Raw genomic sequence first — 19,218 nt, 5'->3', positions numbered from 1 at the left:
GAGGCATAAAACACTTAAAGCCAAGAGCGGATGGATCACCAGGGGCTCAGCGCACCCAGGGCATCAGCACTGCCAGCCAGCGCGGGCGCCAGCTCAGGGCAAAGGCCACGGCCAGCGCGCTGGCGGCCAGGCCCATCACCCACACCAGCGCGGCCATGGAGGCATGGTCCACCGCCAGGCACAGCGCCAGCGAGGCGCCCAGGCCTGCGGCGCCCAGCAGGCGCAGGGCGCGCACCGTGCGGGCGGGCAGGGGGGCGGTGCCGCGCACCTGCTCCCAATGCGTCTCCATGGCCAGGGCCAGCCAGGCCATGCCCAGCACACTGGCGGCCAGGGCCGCGGCAAGCATCACTGCATCAGGCATGTGCGGTCTCCGTGGGGTTGGTGCGCGGGTGGGTCGCCCGGGCCGGGGTGGCCGGGGCGCCTTGCGCACGCTGGGTGAGCTTGCGCGCCGCCAGCAAGGCCACGGCGGCGCCGGTCAATATGAACAAGTCCACACCTGCCACGGGCCAGTAGCCTGCGCTCAGCGTCTTGATGAGGTGGTCGCCGGTGGTCACCCAGTTCAGCACCACGGCGCACACGGCCAGTGCGGCAATGGCCCAGCACTGCTCGCGCCATGCGGGTGACATGCGGCCCTGCGCCACCGGCGCGCTGCGCCAGAAAGCGTGGCCCAGCGCCAGCGCCCAGGTGGCCCAGAAGGCGTATTGCTCCAGACTGCCGCGGTTGGGCCAGCCAGCGGGCAGGGCGTCAGGCAGCAATCGGTTGGCAATCAAAATGCCCAGCGCGGCCAGCACCATGCCCGTGACGGTGGTGGTGGCCAGCGCGTCCACCGCGCGTGCGCCCTGGCTGCTTTGCTTGGCGTGTTGCTTCTTGCGCTTTTCTACAAAGAACACAAAGCCTGTGGCAATGCACACGCAGCCCATCAGCCCGCCCAGCACATACATCCAGCGCAGCAGCCAGTGCCTGAAGTGCTGCAGGTGCAGCCCGGTGAGGAACTCGTTGACGCTGTTGACGGCACTGTGCGGCGGGTCTTCGCGCAGCAGCGCGCCCGTGCTGGCCTTGAAGTGGATGCCGTTGCCCACCAGCGCAATGCGGTCGGTGCCCGCGCGGTACACGCTCACGTAGCCATTGGCGTCGCCCACGTGCTGCAGCGCCAAAAAGCCCACGTCGCCCGCCATGCCCTGCGCGGCCCAGCGGCGCTGGGCCTCGGCCACCATCGCATCGACCGAGGCCAGCGGCGCAGCCACGCCTGAGCGTTCGTGCGGCAGGCCGGTCTCGGCGGCTTCGAGCTTTTCGTGCAACTCGTGCAGCGGGTTGAGCTGCGTGTGCGCCACCGGGAAGTAGATGCCCGCAAAAATCACCAGCCCCGTGAAGGCAAAGAAGAAGTGGAACGGCAGTGCCAGCACGCCTGTCATGTTGTGCAGATCCAGCGCGCTGCGTTGCGTGCTTTTGGTGGGGCGGAAGGTGAAAAACTCGCGGAAGAACTTGCGGTGCATGACCACGCCGCTGACCAGCGCCACCAGCATCATCAGCGCCGCAAAGCCCACGATCCAGGTGCCCAGGTCCTTCCAGTGGAAGTTCAGGCTGTAGTGCAGCGGGTAGAAGAACTGGCTGCCCACCTTGAGCCGGTCGTCTGGCAGCGCTGCGCCGGTGCGTGGGTCGATGGTGCGGTTGCCCCAGGCCACGTCGTCGTGGTCCTTGGAGCCGGGCAGCTCAAAGCCTGCAAACACGCCCAGCACCGGGTCGCGGTGGGTGGTGTAGGCGCCCAGGCGCTGGATGGTCTCAAACCGCTCGGGCATGGGCAGGCCGGTTTTGGTGCGCAGGGCTTCCACGCTCTCGGGCGTTGGCTGCATGCTGTCAAACACCGGGCGCAGCACCTTGTCAAACGAGGGCATGGGCTGCGGCGCAAAGCGCGACTGCGGAATCGCCCAGCGGTCGATCTCGCGGTCGAACACCGACAGTGCCCCGAAGAAGAACACCACCATCAACACAAACCCGAGCGCCAGCCCGAACCAGGTGTGCAGCCAGGTCAGCGCCTGGCGAGCGTTTTGAAACATCGTGATCTCCCGTCTCAGACCAGCGTGGTCTGCAAAAGCGAGGCCGCGCCCGCCATCAGCGCTGCGCCGCCCGCCAGCACCGCCCACACCCGCGCCAGGCTGCGGGCCGCAAAGGCCCAGCAAAACACCGTCACGTACAGCAAAAAGGCCAACATGGCGCACAGGTGTTCTGCGTCGTGGAACGACATGCCCAGCGCAAACAGGCCGGCCATGCTGAGCGCCACAAAGCCCCAGCAAAAGGCGTAGCCCCCCAGCACGGCGGCCGCAATGCGCAGCAGCACATGCCTGCGAGGGGTGGAGAGGGTTCCGGTGCTCATGGTGTGGGTGGATGAAAATAAATGAGAATGATTGGCGATTATCGTTTGGTGAAGACGTTTTGCCCACCTGTGGCCCTATGTCCTGGGGCGATGCGCGGGTGCGGTTGGCGCAGTATTTTGTGAGGAAATGGATTGAAGCGCCCGTGCGATAAGCGCCAAAAGCTATGAAATTAATAGCAAAAATGCCTTGGGGCCAATGTCGCCGTGCGGGCGCCGGCGCGCGTCCCCCACTACCATGGCGGCCTCTGGAGACCCTTGCCTGTGCTGTTCAAATTTTTCGAGAAACGCGTTCTTTCCTACCCCGCCACGAGCCCACCCTGCCGCCCAAGGGCTTTGTGGCCTTTGTCTGGGCCTGCGCGCGCGGCGTGCGCGGCTACGTGCTGGCCATGGCGGGGCTGTCGGCCCTGATTGCCGTGTACGAAGCGCTGCTGTTTGCCGTGCTGGGCCGGGTGGTGGACTGGATTGCTGCCGCCACGCCCGCCACACTGTGGGCCCAGCGGGGCAACACCATGCTGTGGGTGGCCGCCGCCATGGTGGCCAGCATCGTGCTGGTGGCGCTGCAAACCAGCCTCAAGCACCAGGCGCTTGCCATCAACCTGCCGCTGCGCCTGCGCTGGAATTTTCACCGCCTGATGCTGGGCCAGAGCATGGCCTTCTATGCCGACGAGTTTGCGGGCCGCATCACCACCAAGATCATGCAGACCGCCCTGGCCGTGCGCGACATGCTCTTCACCACCACCGACGTGGTCGTGGGCATGGGCGTGTACCTCGTCACCATCTTGCTGCTGGCGGGGGGCTTTGATGCACGGCTGCTGCTGCCCTTTGGCGCATGGATCGTGTGCTATGGCCTGGCCTGCTGGTACTTTGTGCCGCGCCTGGGCCAGGTCAGCCGCGCGCAGGCCGATGCCCGCGCCCTCATGACCGGGCGCATCACCGACGCCTACACCAACATCGCCACCGTCAAGCTCTTCTCGCACACCCACCGCGAGGCCGAATTTGCCCGCGCCGCCATGGACGCCTTCAAGCTCACCGGCTACGCGCAGATGCGCTTGGTGAGCCTGTTTGAAATCGTCAACCAGGTGCTGGTGGTGGGCATGATCCTGGGGGCCTGCGGCACCGCGCTGTGGCTGTGGACCCAAGGCCAGGTGGGCGCAGGCGCCGTGGCCGCCGTCACGGCCATGTCGTTGCGCGTGGCGGGCCACGCCCACTGGGTGATGTGGGAAGTGACCACCTTGTTCGAGAGCGTGGGCACCATCCAGGACGGCATCAACACACTGACCCGCCCCCGCCAGGTGGTGGACGCCGCTGGCGCCCAGCCGCTGCGCGTCACGCAGGGCGAAGTGCGCTTTGAACAAGTGCGCTTTGCCTACCAGGACGGTGGGCGCCCCGTCATCGACGCGCTGGACCTCACCATCCGCCCCGGTGAGCGGATCGGCCTCATCGGCCGCTCCGGCGCGGGCAAGTCCACGCTGGTCAACCTGCTGCTGCGTTTTCATGACCTGCAGGGCGGGCGCGTACTGATCGACGGGCAGGACATCGCCCACGTCACGCAAGACAGCCTGCGCCACGCCATTGGCATGGTCACGCAAGACACCTCGCTGCTGCACCGCTCCATGCGCGACAACATCCTGTACGGCCGCCCCGACGCCAGCGAGGCCGACCTGCATGCCGCCGCCGAGCGCGCCGAGGCCGCCGCCTTCATCGACACCCTGACCGATCTCCAAGGCCGCCGGGGCTATGAGGCCCATGTGGGCGAGCGCGGCATCAAGCTCTCGGGCGGCCAGCGCCAGCGCGTGGCCATCGCCCGCGTCATGCTCAAAGACGCGCCCATCCTGCTGCTGGACGAAGCCACCAGCGCCCTCGACTCTGAGGTCGAAGCCGCCATCCAGCAAAGCCTGGATGGCCTCATGCAGGGAAAAACCGTCATCGCCATCGCCCACCGCCTGTCCACCATCGCAGCGATGGACCGCCTCATCGTCATGGATGCAGGCCGCATCGTCGAAGAAGGCACCCACGCCCAACTGCTGGCCCAGGGCGGCATCTACGCCCGCCTGTGGGCGCACCAGAGCGGCGGGTTCTTGGGAGAGGCGCAGCGCGGCGAGGAGTGAGGCCCGCATGCACTCAAAAATACGAAACCGTTCACGCTGAGCTTGTCGAAGCGCTGCGCAAGGCTTCGACAAGCTCAGCCCAAACGGTTTGGGTTCTTTGGGTTCTGATGGGCTGAACGCGAATCCGTATAAGGCGTCACAAGACCCAACAGGCTAGCGCCCTAACTGCCCCCGCAACTGCTCCAACAAGTCCAGCAACTGGGCTTGCGATGCAGCGGGCACGGGCTGGAGCAGGTCGGCGGCCAGGGTGCTGCGGGCCTGGCGCACGGCGTTGAACAGGGCTTGACCCTGGGGGCTCAGGTGCAGGCAGCGGCTGCGTTTGTCGTGCTCGTGCGGGGCACATTGCAGCCAGCCTTTGTCCAGCAGCAGGGCCACCAGGCGGGCGATCTGGGCCTTGTCGGCGCTGGCGTGTTGCACCAGTTCTTTTTGCGTGGCGCCGGGGTGGCGCCCCACGAACATGAGGGCGCGCACCTCGTTGTGCGTCAGCTCAGGGTGGATGGATGCCACCCCCTCCATCATGCGGGCGCGGTACACATGCACCAGGTCGTGCATGGCTTCAAAAATCTGGGCGGGGCGGTTCGTGGACATGGCTTTGTTGTTGACAAAGTCAACCAAATACATGATATTTGGTTGACTTAATCAACAATTTTAAATCGTGACCCAGCATTCTGATCCCTCTGTGACTTCTCCCCCCGCGGCCACCGCCAATGTGGCCGACCCTTTGGCCGTGCAGCGTGTGCGCCACCCTCTCAAGGGGCGGCATGTGCAGGTGGTGCGCCGCACGCAAATCAGCCCCGGCTTTGTGCGGCTGACGCTGGCAGGCCCCGATCTGGCCGGCTTTGCTAGCGCCGGGTTTGACGACCATGTGAAGCTCATCCTGCCCGTGCCGGGGCAAGAGCGCGCCAGCCTGCCCGAGCTGGTGGATGGGCGGCCCCAGTTCACCGGGCCGCGCCCGGTGCTGCGCGACTACACCCCGGCCCACTTTGATGCGGTGCAGGGCACGCTCGATATCGAGGTGGCTTTGCACGATGCCGGGCCTGCATCGGATTGGGCGGCCGCTGTGCAGGTGGGCCAGTGGGCGGGCATTGCGGGGCCGCGTGGCAGCCTTGTGATTCCGGTGGGGTTTGACTGGCACTGGCTGCTGGGCGATGAAACCGCGCTACCCGCTATGGCCCGCCGCCTGGCCGAGCTGCCTGCCACCACCCGCGCCGTGGTGCGCGTGCAGCTGCGCAACCCGCAAGACCAGCGCACGCTGGCATCGGCGGCGCAGCTGGACGTGGCCTGGGTGGATTCGCTGACAGAGACTGCGCAGGCGCTGGCGGTGCCCGCAGGCTCTGGCTACATCTGGGCGGCGGGCGAGCACAGTGAGATGGCTGCGCTGCGTGGCGTGCTGGCTGCCAAGCCGGGTGTGGACGCCAAGCGCATGCGCATCGCCGCGTACTGGAAGCGCGGCGAGGCCGACCACCACGAGAACCTGACGGCCTGAACCGGCAGGGAGGCTGAACCTATCAGCGTGCAGGCAGCGCACTGCGCGCCTGGGCCTGCACGGCGGCGGTCATGTGCGCCAGGGCCTGCACGTTCAGCCGCCAGTATTGCCAGTACAGCGCCACGTCCACGGGCTTGCCCGGAATCAGCTCGACCAGCGTGCCCGCGCGCAGATGGCTCTCCACCATGGGGTCTGGCGTCATGCCCCAGCCCAGACCGGACTCGGTGGCTTTGACGAAGGCATGCGCCTCGGGCAGCCAGTGCACGGGCGGTGTGAGGGCGCGGCGGGTGATGCGGCGCACAAAGCGCTCTTGCAATGCGTCTTTGCGGTTGAACACCAGCATGGGCGCCAGCGCCAGGGTGGCGGCCGTCACGCCCGTTGCAAAGTGCCGCTGCATGAAGGCCGGGCTGGCCAGCGCGCGGTAGCGCAGGGTGCCCAGGGGCAGCACCTTGCAGCCCTGCACAGGCTGCGGGTCGGCGGTCACGGCGGCCATTACGCGGCCTTCGCGCAGCAGGTTGGCCGAGTGGTCCTGGTCTTCCACATGGATGTCGAAGGTGATGGGCTGGTCCTCGGCCGCCTGCGCCATCGCGGCCGGGAACCAGGTGGCCAACGAGTCGGCATTGACGCCGATGGCCAGGCGCGTGGCGCTGCGCTGGCCGCCGCCAATGGTGGCCAGCGCGTCGGCCTCGCTCAAGGCCACCTCGCGGGCGTGGCGGTACAGGGCCTGCCCGGCATCGGTGGGGGTGCAGGGCGTGGCGCGGCGCACCAGCACCTGGCCCACGCGCTCTTCCAGCAGTTTGATGCGCTGGGACACCGCCGAGCGCGTGACATGCAGCACGGCGGCCGCGCGCTCAAAGCTGCCCTCGTCGATCACCGTGGCAAAGGCGTTGAGCTGGGCGGAGTCGAGTTGCATGGGTGGTTAGCGATTCTGACGGATCGTTAAAAAGTATAGCTGGCGTGACTAGTGTGCAATGCCGAAAATCCACCGCCATGACCACCACTGCTTTTGTCCACGGCTTCAGTTCCACCGCCATGCTGATCATGGCCATTGGCGCGCAAAACGCGTTTGTGCTGCGCCAGGGCTTGCGCCGCGAGCATGTGCTGCCCGTGGTGGTGCTGTGCGCTTTGTCCGACGCGGTGCTGCTGCAGGCCGGGGTGTGGGGCATGGGCGGGGTGCTGCTGGCGCGGCCCGAGTGGGGGCAGTGGATGCGTTGGGCGGGTGCGGCCTTCTTGCTGGCCTATGCCTTGCAGGCCGGTGCGCGGGCGCTGCGGCCCGGTCAGTTGCTGGTGGCCGCGGGCGGGCCGGGCAACCCGCTGCGCAGCACGGTGCTCACGCTGCTGGCCTTGACCTGGCTCAACCCCCACGTGTACCTGGACACCGTGGTGCTGCTGGGCACCATGGCAAGCCCTTACCCCATGTGGGGGCGGGCCGCCTTTGCAACCGGGGGGGCGTTGGCGAGTGCCCTGTGGTTCACCGCCATTGGCTTTGGCGCCCGCTGGCTGGCCCCGCTGTTTGCCTCGCCCCAGGCGTGGCGGGTGCTCGATGGGGTCACAGCGGCTTGCATGATGGCGCTGGCATTTGCGATGGCTCTAAGCTAAGAACGATAAGTTCGTTACATCGCGCTGCGGTTTGGTTCATAGTGGGGGAATTGACTGATCTGGAGTGATTCCCCATGCGTTTCAAAACCCTTTTGCTGGCGGCTGCCGTGGCCACGGCCTTGCCCCTGGCGGCGCAGGCCGCTACTTTCCGTTGGTCTCGCTCGGTAGATATTTCCACCTGGGACATCCACACCCAGAACGTGGGTGTGAACAACACCATGCACGGCGCGGTGTACGACACGCTGGTCGAATACAACAGCAAGACCTTCAAGCCAGAGCCGTCGCTCGCCACCGAGTGGAAGCTCATCAAGCCCACGCAGCTGCGCCTGACGCTGCGCAAGGGCGTCAAGTTCAGCGATGGCAGCGAGTTCACGGCCGACGATGCCAAGTTCTCGCTGGAGCGGGCCAAGGCCAAAAGCTCCAACTTCGCTGTCTACACCCAGGGCATTGATCGCGTGGAAAAGGTCGATGCCTACACCATCGATATACACTCCGACCTGCCCAACCCGGTGCTGGTGAACCAGCTCACCGAGCTGCGCATCATGAGCAAGGCCTGGGCCGAGAAGAACAAGTCGGTGGAGCCCAAGGACATCAAGACCAAGGACGAAAACTTTGCCCACCGCAACGCGCTGGGCACCGGCCCTTACCAGCTCAAGCAGTGGGCACCCGACCAGCGCGTGGTGCTGGAGCCCAACCCGAACTGGTGGGGCAAGGGCAAGTACCCCACCAACCTGACCGAGATCGTCTACACCCCCATCAAGGCCGATGCCACGCGCACGGCGGCGTTGCTGTCGGGTGAGGTGGATTTTGTGATCGACCCCAGCCTGCAAGACCTCTCGCGCATCAAGCAGACGCCCAATCTGCAGGTGCTGGAAGGGCCGGAGTACCGCACCATCTTCCTAGGCCTGGACCAGTTCCGCGACGAGCTGCCCGGCTCGGACGTGAAGGGCAAGAACCCGCTCAAGGACCTGCGCGTGCGCAAGGCGCTGTACCAGGCGATCGATATCCAGTCCATCCAGCGCGTGGTGCTGCGCGGCCTGGCGCAGCCCACAGGCACGCTGATTGCCAACCAGGTCAATGGCTGGAGCAAGAAGGCCGATGTGCGCTATCCCTACGACGCCAAGGCCGCACAAAAGCTGCTGGCCGATGCGGGCTACCCCAACGGGTTTGAAGTGGACTTTGCGTGCAGCGCAGGCCGCTACATCAACGACGAACAGCTGTGCCAGGCCATCACCTCGCAGTGGGCCAAGGTGGGCGTGAAGGCCAAGCTGCGCTCGCTGCCGTTTGCCACCTATTTCCCGATGATCCAGCGCAACGAAGCCAGCATCTACCTGTTGGGCTGGGGTGTGCCCACGTTCGATGCGTTCTACAGCCTGCAGTCGCTGGTGCGCACGACGGGTGCGGGCGGCGATGGCAACTTCAACCTGGGCCGCTTCTCTGATCCGCAAATCGACGCCCTGGTCGAGCGCGTGAAGAAGGAAACCGATGCCACCACGCGCAACCAGCTGATCGAGCAAGCGCTGATCAAGGAGCATGAGCTGGTCTCGCACATCCCGCTGTACAACCAGGTAATCCCTTGGGCTGCCACGAAGAAGGTGGACATCATTCACCGCGCCGACAACCGCATTGACTGGCGCTATTTGAAGGTGAATTGATGGGTGAGGGGCCTGGGCGACCGGGCCGTCTTTGGGTCTGCTGCTCTGTTCCACCATCGCCCGTTCGGGCTGAGCCTGCCCTAGCCATGCGCCGCGCTTCGACAGGCTCAGCGTGAACGGTGGGTAGGTAGAAGCAGACCCGAACCAGAAAAAAAGCCCCGGTGCTGCCCAAGCCCCGGGGCTTTTTTTGTGCCGATTGCGGGATGCTTTAAGCCAGCGCGCGCTGCACCGCAGGCCGCTGCAACACGCGCTGTGTGTGGGCGTGCACCTTGGGGAATTGGGCAATGTCCACCCCATCGCTTTGCAGCCAGGTGCCGATGGTGAACAGATAGCCGTCGGCCACGGTGTACTGCTCGCCCATCACCCACGGGCCATCGCCCAGATAGTGGGTTTCGATGAGGTTGAAGCAGTCGATCATGTTCTGCGCCACTTTGCGCTGCATCGCGGCCTGGGCCTCGGGCTCGTCGGCCCAGCGGCTGGCGCGGGGGCGGTGGGCATGGGCGATGTGCACGGTGGACGCGAGGTAGCTTTGGAACTCTTGCAGGCGCGCAAAGCCGTAGGCATCGGTGGGCGCCAGCTGCGCGGCCGGATAGCTTTGCGCCACATAGGCCAGCAGCGCGGGTGTTTCGGTCAAGGTGCCTTGGGGCGTGACCAGGGCAGGCACGCGGCCCTTGGGGTTGATGGCGAGGTACTCGGGCGTGCGCTGCTGGCCCGCTGCAAAGTCCACGCGCACCAGGTGGTGAGCGGCACCGGCCTCTTCCAACGCAATGCGCACAGCTTGCGCGCAGGTGCCGGGGGTGTAGTAAAGCGTGAGTGTGGTCATGGGTTTGCTATGAAGTTGATAGCTTGTCGCGCTGGATGAATAAGCGCTAGAGGCTATTTTGGTTTAAAAATCAATCAATACAGGCCGCGTGTGCGCGCCATCAGCCGCACCAGGCCCAGCAGGGCGTCGGTGTGGGGCGTGGGGGTGCCGGTGATCTGCCCCAGCTCGCGCACGGCGCCCACCAGGGCGTCGATCTCCATGGGCTTGTTCGCTTCCACGTCCTGCAGCATCGAGGTCTTGAACGCGCCCAGCTTGCGGGTGACGGCGTGGCGGTCTTCGGGTTGCTGGTCAATCGGCAGGCCCAACTTGTCGCCAATGGCCTTGGCTTCGAGCATCACGGCGCTGACAAAGCCGCGCACCAAGTCGTCGTCCAGGATGCGGTCGGTGGTGGCGCCGGTGAGGGCGCTGATGGGGTTCATGGTGAGGTTGCCCCACAGCTTGAACCAGATGTCTTTCTGGATGCAGCCTGAGGCTTCCGCGTCGATGCCGCCGCGCTGCAGCATGCCCACCAGCGCCTGCAGGCGGGCGCTCTGGCTGCCATCGGGCTCGCCCACGATCAGGCGGTTGCCAAAGTGCTGGCGGACGAAACCCGGGGCTTCCAGCGAGCAGCTGGTGTGCACCACGCTGCCCACCACGTTGCGCGCGGGAATGGCGCTGGCGATTACGCCGCCAGCGTCCACAGACTGGAGCGCGTGCCCTTCGGCGGCACCGCCAAACCCGTCCAGAAACCACCAGGGCACACCGTTCATGGCGGTGAGCACGATGGTGTCCGGCCCGATCAGCGGGGCGATGGCGCGCGCCACATCGGGCAGGCCGGGCGCCTTGACGGCCAGCACGACCAGGTCTTGCACGCCCAGCGCGGCGGGGTCGGCGTGGGCGGTCACGGCCGTTTGCGCCACCGATCCATCAGGGCGCCGCAGGCGCAAGCCATCGGCTTGCAAAGCCGCCAGCGTGGCGCCGCGGGCCACCAGGCTGAGCTGGCAGCCCGCCTGCGCCAGTGCCATGCCCATCCAGCCGCCAATGGCGCCGGCGCCGTAAATACATGCTTTCATGGTGATAGAGCCTTTGTCTTGCGTTGTGTTTTGAATGCGTGGCGGTATCAATAGCCCGCTGGGCGGGCAACCGGGGTGGTGGTTGCTGTGCGAAAGCGTGCCAGCAAATCCTGGGCGGCGCTGGCCAGCAGCATGGTGTCGACCCCCACAGCCACAAACAGCGCGCCAGCGGCCAGCCACTGGCGCGCCTGCGACTCGGTGGTGGCCAGAATGCCCGGTGCCTTGCCCGCGCGCAGGATGCGCGCAATGCCGTCATGGATGGCGGCCTGCACGTCCGGGTGCCCCGGGTTGCCGGGGTGGCCCATGGAGGCGGACAGGTCGGCCGGGCCGATGAAGATGCCGTCCACACCGGGTGTCGCCGCGATGGCATCGAGGTGGCCCATGGCCTGCACCGTCTCGGCCTGTACCAGCAGGCAGACCTGCTGGTTGGCTTCGTGCACATACTGGGGGTAGGCCTGCCAGCGCGATGAGCGGGCCAGGGCGCTGCCCATGCCGCGCACGCCTTCGGGCGCATAGCGCGTGGCGCGCACCAGTTCCTGGGCCTGCTCGGGGGTGTCCACCATGGGCACCAGCAGCGTCTGTGCGCCCAGGTCCAGGTACTGCTTGATGAGTGCAGTGTCGCCCACGGGCACGCGGGCGATGGGGTGGGGCGCTTGTGCGCCGGGTGGCAGGGCGCTGGCCGCGCTGGCAATGGCCTGCAGCTGGTGCAGGATGCTGCGCACATCGTTGGGCGCGTGCTCGCCGTCCACCAGCAGCCAGTCGTAGCCGGTGCCCGCGAGGATTTCTGCGCTGTAGGCGTCGGCCAACCCGAGCCACAGACCGATCTGCGCCTGGCCTTGGGCCATGGCCTGTTTGAAACGGTTGATGGGTGTCTGCAATGTCAACTCCATGCGGTGCCAAGCCCGCCATCGTACGGGCTGTGGCGGTTGCGTGCAGGCGCGGCCGCTATAGTCGGCTGCCCCCGCTTGGGGCTCCTTACCGATACCTTCCATGGCCAAAGACAAAACCACCTTCACCTGCTCCGAATGCGGCGGCACCAGCCCGCGCTGGCTGGGCAAATGCCCGTCCTGCGGCGCCTGGAACACGCTGGTGGAAACCGTGGCGGAAGCGGGCGCTGGCAAAAACCGCCTGAGTACGCCGCAAGGCTACGCCGGTCTGGCCAACGCGCAGGCTGTGACGCCACTGGCCGCCATCGAGGCCCAGGACGTGGCGCGCACCCCCAGCGGCATCGACGAGCTGGACCGTGTGCTGGGCGGCGGCATCGTGGAGGGCGGCGTGGTGCTCATCGGGGGCGATCCGGGCATTGGCAAATCGACCCTGCTGTTGCAGGCCATGGACGCGCTGCAGCGCGCAGGCCTGCCCACCCTGTATGTGACGGGTGAGGAAAGCGGCGCCCAGGTGGCGCTGCGCTCGCGGCGCCTGGGCATTGAGGGCAGCCAGGTGCAGCTGCTGGCCGAGATCCAGCTCGAAAAAATTCTGGCGACGGTCGAGGCCACGCAACCGTCCGTGGTCGTCATCGACTCCATCCAGACGACCTATTCCGACCAGCTCACCAGCGCACCGGGCTCGGTCGCCCAGGTGCGCGAATGCGCGGCGCACCTCACGCGCATGGCCAAAGGCACGGGCATTGCGGTCATTCTGGTCGGCCACGTCACTAAAGAAGGCGCGCTGGCTGGGCCGCGCGTGCTGGAGCACATGGTGGACACGGTGCTGTACTTCGAAGGCGACACGCACAGCCAGTTCCGCCTGGTGCGCGCCATCAAGAACCGCTTTGGCGCTGTGAACGAGATCGGCGTGTTCGCCATGACCGAAAAGGGCCTCAAGGGCGTGAGCAACCCGAGCGCCATCTTTTTGAGCCAGCACAGCGATCCCGTACCGGGCAGCTGCGTGATGGTGACGCTGGAAGGCACGCGCCCCATGCTGGTCGAGATCCAGGCGCTGGTGGACAGCGGCGGGCCCAGCCCGCGCCGCCTGTCGGTGGGCCTGGACAAGGACCGCCTGGCCATGCTGCTGGCCGTGCTGCACCGCCACGCGGGCGTGGCCTGCATGGACCAGGATGTGTTTGTGAACGCGGTGGGCGGCGTGCGCATCAGCGAGCCTGCAGCCGACCTCGCGGTCATGCTGTCCATCACGAGCAGCCTGCGGGGCAAGGCGCTGCCCCGGGGCTTTTTGGCCTTTGGTGAAGTGGGGCTGGCCGGTGAAGTGCGCCCCGCCCCGCGTGGGCAAGAGCGCTTGAAGGAGGCCGCCAAACTGGGCTTCAGCGTGGCCGTGGTGCCCAAGGCCAACGCGCCCAAGAAGCCCATCGAGGGTCTCACCATCCACGCCGTGGAGCGGGTGGAAGAGGCCATGAACGTGGTGCGTGGCCTGGTCTGACTGGGGCGAGGGCGAGCGGCGGAGCAACCGCGACCAGGGAGCGACATGGTCGCGGCGCCCTGTACGCACTCTCCGCAGCAGGGGCATGGCCTGGGCATACGACAATGGCGCCCATGAATTTGCGCAATATTTTTGTCCCCATCGGGGTGATCGGATTGGTGCTGGTGGGTTATGCCTCTGCAGGCTGGCCCGGTGTGGCGGCTGTGGTGGGCGGCTTGGTCATGTGGGCGCTGCTGCATTTCACCCGGTTGATGAATGTGATGCGCAAGGCCGCCAAGCGCCCTATTGGGTATGTGGGCAGTGCGGTCATGCTCAATGCCCGGCTCAAGTCCGGCGTGAACCTGATGCACGTGATGGCGATGACCCAGTCGCTGGGCGAGCGCCTCTCGCCCGCGGACACCGATCCGGAGATCTACCGCTGGACCGACGGCACGCAGTCGCATGTGACCTGTGAATTTGCCAAGGGCCGCCTGCAAAAGTGGACGCTGGAGCGGCCGCAAGCGCAGGAACCCACCGCCGCTGAATAAGGCCCTGGCCGGGGTGGGCTGGTTTTGCGTGCGCGGCCCCTGCTGCCGCCCGTAAAATCAGGGGCTTGCTCAACCACAGCAACCCACAAAGGACACCCATGAGCCCCGTAGTTCCCTCGATGGCCGACCGTGACGGCAAAATCTGGATGGACGGCCAAATGGTCGATTGGCGCGACGCCAAGATCCATGTGCTGACCCACACCCTGCACTACGGCTGCGGCGCCTTTGAAGGCGTGCGCGCCTACAACACCGTCAATGGCCCGGCGATTTTCCGCCTGCAGGAGCACACCGAGCGCCTGTTCAACAGCGCCAAGATCCTGCGCATGAAGATCCCGTTCACCCAGGAAGAGGTGAACGAGGCGCAAAAAGCGGTCATCCGCGAAAACAAGCTCGAATCCGGCTACATCCGCCCCCTGACCTGGATTGGCGACAAAAAGCTGGGCGTCAGCCCCAAGGGCAACACCATCCACCTGATGGTGGCCGCCTGGGCCTGGGGCGCATACCTGGGCGAAGAGGGCATGAAGCGCGGTATCCGCGTCAAGACCAGCAGCTACACGCGCCACCACGTCAATATCACCATGACGCAGGCCAAGGCGGTGAGCAACTACACCAACTCCATCCTGGCCAACATGGAAGCCACCGATGAGGGCTACGACGAAGCGCTGCTGCTCGACAGCTCGGGCTTCGTGTCCGAAGGTGCGGGCGAGAACATCTTTGTGGTCAAGAACGGCGTGATCTACACGCCCGACCTGTCGGCTGGGGCTCTGAACGGCATCACCCGCAACACCGTCTTCCACATCGCCAAGGACCTGGGCCTGGAGATCGTGCAAAAGCGCATCACGCGCGACGAGGTGTACATCGCCGATGAAGCCTTCTTCACCGGCACGGCGGCCGAAGTCACGCCCATCCGCGAGCTGGACCGCATTGAGCTGGGCAAGGGCAGCTACGTGGGCAGCCGTGGCCCCATCACCGAAAAAATCCAAACTGCGTTCTTTGACATCGTCAACGGCCGCAACCCCCAATACGCCCACTGGCTCACCAAGGTTTGATCATGTCGCAAGCAGTTATTGAAGTTCTGGCCAAGGATCTGAACGCCCAAGGCGGCGTGTTCTGCCCCAACCCCAAGGCCGACATGAAGCTCTGGAACAGCCACCCCAAGGTGTACCTGGACGTGGCCCACCACGGCGAGGGCAAGTGCCCCTATTGCGGCACGGTGTACCGCCTGAAGGCGGGCGAAGTCGTCCGCGCAGGGCACTGAGCTTGCAGCGGCGCAGCCGGCTGCCGGGGGCGCCATGCGGGTGATGCATTTCGTCACCGGGGGGTTCTCTGGCGCCACCCAGGTGGCGGTAGACCTGTGCCTGGCCGCCCGCAGTGCGGGGCAGGACGTGGTGCTGGTGCTGCGCCGCAAACGCCGCACCACGCTGCCGGACAAGGTGGACGCCTTGCGCGTCCAGGGCCTGGATGTGCGCGTGGTGCCCGGCTGGACCCATTTCGCCACGGTGTGGGCCCTGCGCGCGCTGGCGCTGCAGTGGCGCCCTGACATCCTGGTTACCCATGGCTACAGCGAGCACCTGTGGGGCCGCTATGCAGGCCTGTGGGCCAAGGTGCCCCGCATGGTGCATGTAGAGCACAACTCGCGCGAGCGCTACACGCGCTGGCGCCTCAAGCAGGCACTGTGGCTGGCGGGCCGCACGGCGGCCACGGTGGGCGTGTCTGAAGGCGTGCGCGAGCAACTGGTGGCGCGCGGGTTTCCGGCAGAGCGCTGTGTGGCCATTCCCAACGGCATTGACCTGGATCGGTTCCCCGAGTCGGCCCTGGTGCCCTTTGCCCAGCGCGCGCCCGGCATCGTGATGGCGGCCCGCTTTGCCCGCCAGAAGGACCATGCCACCCTGATTGAAGCTGCGGCCTTGCTCAAGGCCCAGGGCGTGACTGCCCCCGTGTACCTGGCCGGCGGCGGCAAGGCAGGCATTCAAAAGCGCATGCGCGCCCTGGCCGAGCAGCGTGGGGTGGCCGATCAGGTGCACTTTTTGGGACCCGTGGCCGACCTGCCCCAGCGCCTGATGCAAAACCAGATTTTTGTGCTTGCCACCCACTACGAGGGCATGCCCCTGGCCTTGGTCGAAGGTATGGCCGCAGGCTGCGCCTGTGTGGCCTCGGATGTGGTGGGGGTGCGTGGCGTGATGCAGTCCGGCCGCACCGGCCTGCTGGTGCCTGAGGGCGATGCCCCCGCCTTGGCGCTGGCGCTGGCGGGCTTGCTGGCCGACCCGGCCCGCGCAGCCCGCCTGGGTGAAGCGGCACGGTCGCAGGCCGTGCAGGAGTACAGCCTGGCAAAGATGCACACCCGCTACCAGCAACTGCTGGAGCGCGTGCATGCGCTTGGGACTCCCTGAGGCAGGTTCTCAGAGCTTGGGCAAACGACGGCGGTGCCAGGCATTGCCCACGGTCAGTGCCAGCTTCATCGTGAACTTGCGCCAGCGCTGGCCGGGGGTGAGGGTGTCGCGGGTGTCCCAGATGCTGCTGACCTCGCTGGTGTCGTCCAGGGCAATGGCCGAGGGCGAAACGCCCAGGATGCGCAGCTGATCGCATTCCCACCAAAAGCGCAGGTCCACATCGATCGGCCTGCCAAAGGGCTGGCGGTGGGCCAGCAGCTTGGCGGCCCCGGCGCGGCTGACCACATAGCCCGCCGTCATGCTGGGCACGCGGCTGTAGTCCACCAGCGTGGTGCCTGGCACCAGGGGGCGTTCAGACCGCACCTTCTCGCGGTCGCGGCCCAGCAGTTTCACCATGTCCCAGGGCTCCGGCAGGGCAGCGATGGCGTTCACTACTTCGGCAAACTGGGGTGTCAGGCGCACGTCGTCTTCCAGCACCACCAGCGCGGGCGCGTCGCTGGCCAGCAGCTGTTGCCAGGCGCCGATGTGGCTGGCGTAGCAGCCCTTTTCGCCATTGCGCAGGGGCTTGTAGTACTGGCGTGCATTCAAGGCGTCGCTGTACCAGCGGCTGGTTTGTTCGGGGGGCACGTCTGCCCACCACACCGCAGGAAAGCGCTCGCTGGGCATGTCGATGGACTGCAATGCGGCCAGCAGCCGCGTGCGGCGCTCGGCGTCGCGGTCCAGGTTGATGAAGACGATGGGCAGGCTCATGGGTGCGCTCAACCCAGCAGGCGGCGCCACCAGCGGCGCTTCTTTTTGACCGGGGTGCCTTGTTGCAGGGCAATGGCAGCCTCCAGGTAGCAGGCAAACTGCAAGGGGCGCTGCGCGATGGCGTCGTCGGCCACGGCCACCAGCAATTGCTCGTACGCGGGCTCGCGCGACTCGAACAGGTGAAAGAAGTCGTTGTCGCCGTAGAAGGTGCCAATGCCAAACACCCCTTCGTTGCCCAGGGCAAACTTGGAAATCAGCGTGGAGGTGGGTTTGTGCAGCACCAGCGGCACGCCTTGCTGGCGCGCCAGGGCCGACAGGCCTTCGGCCGCGTCAAAGGCCGACGATGATTTGAGGTCGGGGCTCCCCAGCCGCTCCCACACGCTTTTGCGAAACGCCATGAACATGGGGCCCGCATAGGTTTCAGTGGTTTTCTTGTGGTTGGAAAACTGCGACAGGCCGAAGATGGCGCCTTGCTCTGCGTGGGCCACGGCCAGGTCGTAGGCCGAGCGCTTGAGCGGGAAGGCGTCAATGTCGCAAAAGATGACGATGTCGTCGGATGCCATGCGCTCCACCACGCTGTTCATCCAGGTGCCATGGGGGATGCGGTGCGCAGATTCCTGCTGCAGCGGAACGTCCAGGGCGGCAAAAACTTCACGCTGCTTTTGCAGGATGACACTGGGGATGTTGTCCCAGTGCATGGTGTGAACGATAGGTTGGGGCATGGGCGCGAAGCACGCAGGCGCAGGGGCTGCCGCCGTGCAATGGATAATGTGAGGCTCTAATTATCGCGGCCTGGGCACCAGTGATGTGCTGGCCTGGTGTCAATGTTGTTGCCGTTGTGGCGACAAGGTCTATGCAGTATCCCCACGTTTTCCTGCGCTCGGCGGCTGTTTTCAGTGCCATCGCAGCCTTCTTTTCCATCCCGTGGACGCTTGCGGGGGCCAACATCTCGCTGCTGTGCCTGGTGCTTGCCTGGTTGCTGGCGGGCGACTGGCGCCAGCGTTGGGATGCTGCCCGCGGCAATGCCGTCTCCCTCCCATTGCTGGTCCTGTACGCCATCATTTTGCTGGGGGCTGTGTACACCACCGCCCCCTGGCGCGTGGTGCTGGACCACTGGCTCAAGTACGACAAACTGTTGCTCATGGTCATCGCCATCTCGCTGCTGGCGCAGGATGAGAAAACCCGCGAGCGCTGCTGGACGGCTTTCACCATCGCTGCCCTGTTCACGTTGGCCAGCAGCTACCTCAGCATCTGGTGGCGGCTGCCCTGGTCGCGCGCCCAGACGCTGGGCTGGGGCGGCGACCATTCTGTGTTCAAGGACTACATCACCCAAAGCGTGCTGATGGCCCTGCTGATGCTGCGCGGCCTGTACTTGGCGCTACGCGCCAACGTGGCTTGGCAGCGGGGTGCCTGGCTGGCCGTGGCAGCGTTGGCTTTTGTGTGCAACACCCAGCTGCTCTACGGGCGCACGGGCTATGTGGCCACGGCGGTGGCCGTGCTGGCCTTTGTCTTGGCGCTGGTGCCGGTGCGCCGGTGGTGGATGGCCCTGGCACTGGTCGCGGTGCTGCTGGCGGGCGCCGTGCTGTTGTCGCCCACCATTGTTCCGCGTGTGGCACTGGGCCTGAAAGAGCTGGGCGAGGTGCCCGAGACCACGACCTCCATCGGGCCGCGCCTGTATTTCTTGCACTATGGGCTGGATCTGTTCTGGCAAAAGCCCTGGTTGGGTTGGGGCACCGGGGCTTACCACGGCGAGTTTTGCCGCATTGCCACTACGCCCGAGTGGTGCGCGGCGGGCTCGTTCCATCCGCACAACCAGTTCTTGTTTTTCATGATCGAGCACGGGATTCCGGGGCTGCTGGCCTTTGCGGCCGTGTTTGCTGCCGCCCTGTGGCAAGCCGCACGCATGGAGCGGCTGGACCGCGCCGTGGCTTTTGCCTTCGTGGGGGTGGCCTGCGTGGGCAGCCTCACGCACAGCGGCATCTGGCTGGCCAACGAAGGGCTGGCCTACAGCTTTGGCCTGGTGCTGGTGCTGACGGCGCCGCTGCGGCCGTGCGCCAAGGCGCAGGCTGGTGTGCTGGCCTGAT

Annotated in this window: 19 protein-coding genes and 1 pseudogene; 10 read left to right on the top strand and 10 right to left on the bottom strand. The window is 66.1% G+C overall.

From position 1 onward, the window contains the following. Positions 1-46: 46 nt before the first annotated feature. The 3 genes from EAG14_RS20650 to EAG14_RS20640 are packed head-to-tail and all read right to left on the bottom strand — an operon-like array spanning position 47 to position 2,371. A complete protein-coding gene (locus EAG14_RS20650; protein WP_099657493.1) occupies positions 47-361 on the bottom strand; it encodes a DUF3325 domain-containing protein in 315 nt (104 codons plus the stop codon). After that, positions 354-2,054: a PepSY domain-containing protein gene (locus EAG14_RS20645; RefSeq protein ID WP_121729988.1), complete on the bottom strand. Its 1,701-nt coding sequence runs from the start codon at positions 2,052-2,054 to the stop codon at positions 354-356. Before EAG14_RS20645 ends, EAG14_RS20650 begins: the two co-directional genes overlap by 8 nt. Positions 2,055-2,068: 14 nt before the next feature. After that, on the bottom strand, positions 2,069-2,371 hold the full coding sequence (locus tag EAG14_RS20640; RefSeq protein WP_099657495.1) for an iron uptake protein: 303 nt from the start codon (positions 2,369-2,371) through the stop codon (positions 2,069-2,071). 264 nt (positions 2,372-2,635) lie between these two features. Between EAG14_RS20640 and EAG14_RS20635 the strand changes: the two are divergent. After that, a pseudogene (locus tag EAG14_RS20635) lies at positions 2,636-4,479 on the top strand (ABC transporter ATP-binding protein). Positions 4,480-4,632: 153 nt separating this feature from the next. Here the strand turns inward: EAG14_RS20635 and EAG14_RS20630 are convergent. Next, positions 4,633-5,067 (bottom strand): MarR family winged helix-turn-helix transcriptional regulator, encoded by a 435-nt coding sequence (locus EAG14_RS20630; RefSeq protein ID WP_099743709.1) that lies wholly within the window; start codon positions 5,065-5,067, stop codon positions 4,633-4,635. Between the two features lie 91 nt (positions 5,068-5,158). Here EAG14_RS20630 and EAG14_RS20625 point away from each other — a divergent pair, with 91 nt between their 5' ends. Continuing rightward, positions 5,159-5,965, top strand: coding sequence for a siderophore-interacting protein (locus tag EAG14_RS20625; protein WP_121729987.1), 807 nt, complete (start codon positions 5,159-5,161; stop codon positions 5,963-5,965). A gap of 22 nt (positions 5,966-5,987) precedes the next feature. Here the strand turns inward: EAG14_RS20625 and EAG14_RS20620 are convergent, their stop codons facing one another. Then, a complete protein-coding gene (locus EAG14_RS20620) occupies positions 5,988-6,878 on the bottom strand; it encodes a LysR family transcriptional regulator ArgP (RefSeq protein WP_121729986.1) in 891 nt (296 codons plus the stop codon). A 77-nt stretch (positions 6,879-6,955) separates the two neighbouring features. Here EAG14_RS20620 and EAG14_RS20615 point away from each other — a divergent pair, with 77 nt between their 5' ends. Both EAG14_RS20615 and EAG14_RS20610 read left to right on the top strand, forming a co-directional pair. Next, positions 6,956-7,564 (top strand): LysE/ArgO family amino acid transporter, encoded by a 609-nt coding sequence (locus tag EAG14_RS20615; RefSeq protein WP_121729985.1) that lies wholly within the window; start codon positions 6,956-6,958, stop codon positions 7,562-7,564. 74 nt (positions 7,565-7,638) lie between these two features. Then, positions 7,639-9,219, top strand: coding sequence for an ABC transporter substrate-binding protein (locus EAG14_RS20610; RefSeq protein WP_099657505.1), 1,581 nt, complete (start codon positions 7,639-7,641; stop codon positions 9,217-9,219). A 208-nt stretch (positions 9,220-9,427) separates the two neighbouring features. Here the strand turns inward: EAG14_RS20610 and EAG14_RS20605 are convergent, their stop codons facing one another. The 3 genes from EAG14_RS20605 to hpaI all read right to left on the bottom strand — a co-directional run bounded on the left by EAG14_RS20605 (position 9,428) and on the right by hpaI (position 11,972). Then, a complete protein-coding gene (locus EAG14_RS20605) occupies positions 9,428-10,042 on the bottom strand; it encodes a glutathione S-transferase family protein (RefSeq protein WP_121729984.1) in 615 nt (204 codons plus the stop codon). 74 nt (positions 10,043-10,116) lie between these two features. Then, the gene (locus tag EAG14_RS20600) at positions 10,117-11,094 is read right to left on the bottom strand and encodes a 2-dehydropantoate 2-reductase (RefSeq protein ID WP_121729983.1); all 978 of its coding nucleotides are present in this window, start codon (positions 11,092-11,094) and stop codon (positions 10,117-10,119) included. A 47-nt stretch (positions 11,095-11,141) separates the two neighbouring features. Next, positions 11,142-11,972: a 4-hydroxy-2-oxoheptanedioate aldolase gene (hpaI, locus tag EAG14_RS20595; RefSeq protein ID WP_099743710.1), complete on the bottom strand. Its 831-nt coding sequence runs from the start codon at positions 11,970-11,972 to the stop codon at positions 11,142-11,144. A 112-nt stretch (positions 11,973-12,084) separates the two neighbouring features. On the opposite strand from hpaI, the gene radA reads away from it, so the two are divergent. From radA to EAG14_RS20570, 5 genes are all read left to right on the top strand, one after another. Beyond that, positions 12,085-13,467 carry a DNA repair protein RadA gene (gene radA, locus EAG14_RS20590; protein WP_099657509.1) on the top strand — a complete coding sequence of 461 codons (1,383 nt, stop codon included), beginning with the start codon at positions 12,085-12,087 and terminating at the stop codon, positions 13,465-13,467. Between the two features lie 113 nt (positions 13,468-13,580). Then, on the top strand, positions 13,581-13,994 hold the full coding sequence (locus EAG14_RS20585) for a glycerate kinase (RefSeq protein WP_121730577.1): 414 nt from the start codon (positions 13,581-13,583) through the stop codon (positions 13,992-13,994). A gap of 98 nt (positions 13,995-14,092) precedes the next feature. Then, positions 14,093-15,043 (top strand): branched-chain amino acid transaminase, encoded by a 951-nt coding sequence (locus tag EAG14_RS20580; protein WP_099657510.1) that lies wholly within the window; start codon positions 14,093-14,095, stop codon positions 15,041-15,043. 2 nt (positions 15,044-15,045) lie between these two features. Next, positions 15,046-15,252 carry a zinc-finger domain-containing protein gene (locus tag EAG14_RS20575; RefSeq protein WP_099657511.1) on the top strand — a complete coding sequence of 69 codons (207 nt, stop codon included), beginning with the start codon at positions 15,046-15,048 and terminating at the stop codon, positions 15,250-15,252. Between the two features lie 34 nt (positions 15,253-15,286). Then, a complete protein-coding gene (locus EAG14_RS20570; protein ID WP_121729982.1) occupies positions 15,287-16,384 on the top strand; it encodes a glycosyltransferase in 1,098 nt (365 codons plus the stop codon). Between the two features lie 9 nt (positions 16,385-16,393). Here the strand turns inward: EAG14_RS20570 and EAG14_RS20565 are convergent, their stop codons facing one another. Continuing rightward, positions 16,394-17,134: a glycosyltransferase family 25 protein gene (locus tag EAG14_RS20565; protein ID WP_121729981.1), complete on the bottom strand. Its 741-nt coding sequence runs from the start codon at positions 17,132-17,134 to the stop codon at positions 16,394-16,396. 8 nt (positions 17,135-17,142) lie between these two features. Next, positions 17,143-17,856 carry a hypothetical protein gene (locus EAG14_RS20560; RefSeq protein ID WP_240456859.1) on the bottom strand — a complete coding sequence of 238 codons (714 nt, stop codon included), beginning with the start codon at positions 17,854-17,856 and terminating at the stop codon, positions 17,143-17,145. Between the two features lie 131 nt (positions 17,857-17,987). Here EAG14_RS20560 and EAG14_RS20555 point away from each other — a divergent pair, with 131 nt between their 5' ends. Continuing rightward, the gene (locus EAG14_RS20555) at positions 17,988-19,217 is read left to right on the top strand and encodes an O-antigen ligase (RefSeq protein ID WP_121729979.1); all 1,230 of its coding nucleotides are present in this window, start codon (positions 17,988-17,990) and stop codon (positions 19,215-19,217) included. Position 19,218: the final 1 nt, after the last annotated feature.

This window comes from Acidovorax sp. 1608163 (assembly GCF_003669015.1).
Taxonomy (GTDB): Bacteria; Pseudomonadota; Gammaproteobacteria; order Burkholderiales; family Burkholderiaceae_C; genus Acidovorax.
This window is presented reverse-complemented; position numbering and strand designations above follow the sequence as displayed.